Source organism: Thiolapillus sp., assembly GCF_048562965.1.
GTDB lineage: Bacteria > Pseudomonadota > Gammaproteobacteria > Chromatiales > Chromatiaceae > Thiolapillus > Thiolapillus brandeum_A.
In genome coordinates, this window is record NZ_JBHNMF010001176.1 from 1 (window position 1) to 808 (window position 808).

Genomic DNA, 808 nt, shown 5'->3' on the forward strand with positions numbered 1-808 from the left:
ATAGGCGCCCAGCTGTGGCTTGGGCTGCTGCCTTCGTTGGTAACGCTGCGGATCACTCTGGTTCAAATACTTGCGAACCGTATTGCGCGACAGGTTAAAACGACGGGCAATCTCACTGATGGTTTCACCGTTCACTTCATGACGGCGACGAATCTTGGCAATGGTTTCCATGCATAACAATCCCAGGTTACTCCGGTAAAAAACCGGAGGATGACAGACTTCAGGGGGTGGTCAAAATTCGACGCTGTTTCCCCCCAATTCCTGGTCAGTTTTGCACGCTGATTAACACACCTGGCCATTGACCCACTTGGCCGAGCCTTTCTTGAAGGGTATCCAACCCAGGGCGCGTCTTGAACCACTGGACGCCCGCCAGCGCAGCTTGGACGTTTTGAACTGCCGCCGCCGGGCGGCGTGTTCCGCCACAACCTGCTGGACGGTATGCGAGGGAAGGATAAAGCCCCGCGCCTTGCGAATCGGCAGAATATCCTTCTGAATGTCGAAAGCGGAACGCCACACGCCCTGGATATACCCTACCTCCGGTACAGGCACATGCCATGCTTCGTAGCTGGCCTCATTGGCCAGATTCCAGACCTGATTCACCTCAAAGGCCATACGTGACAACAGTGCTGCGTGCCTGTCTCTCACGCGCACCTGCAAGGTCTTGACAAGCGTGTCTTCGACCTCGTGCAAGTGTGTCTTCGGCCTCGTGAAAGATTTTGGGACATCCCAGTCCCCAAAATCGACTCGGCCTTTGACAACCTATTGGTGCCCCAGCCGTCCTGGTCACCAAGCACTACGCAACAACTTC

General features: G+C 55.6%; 2 protein-coding genes. Both read right to left on the bottom strand.

Translation table 11 applies throughout. The features are described from left to right. Nucleotides 1-171 (bottom strand): helix-turn-helix domain-containing protein (locus ACOCD2_RS23125; RefSeq protein WP_419594296.1); only part of this gene is annotated, 171 nt, incomplete at its 3' end. A gap of 111 nt (nucleotides 172-282) precedes the next feature. Continuing rightward, nucleotides 283-690, bottom strand: a complete 408-nt coding sequence (locus ACOCD2_RS23130; RefSeq protein ID WP_293650336.1) for a hypothetical protein — start codon at nucleotides 688-690, stop codon at nucleotides 283-285. Nucleotides 691-808 lie beyond the last annotated feature (118 nt).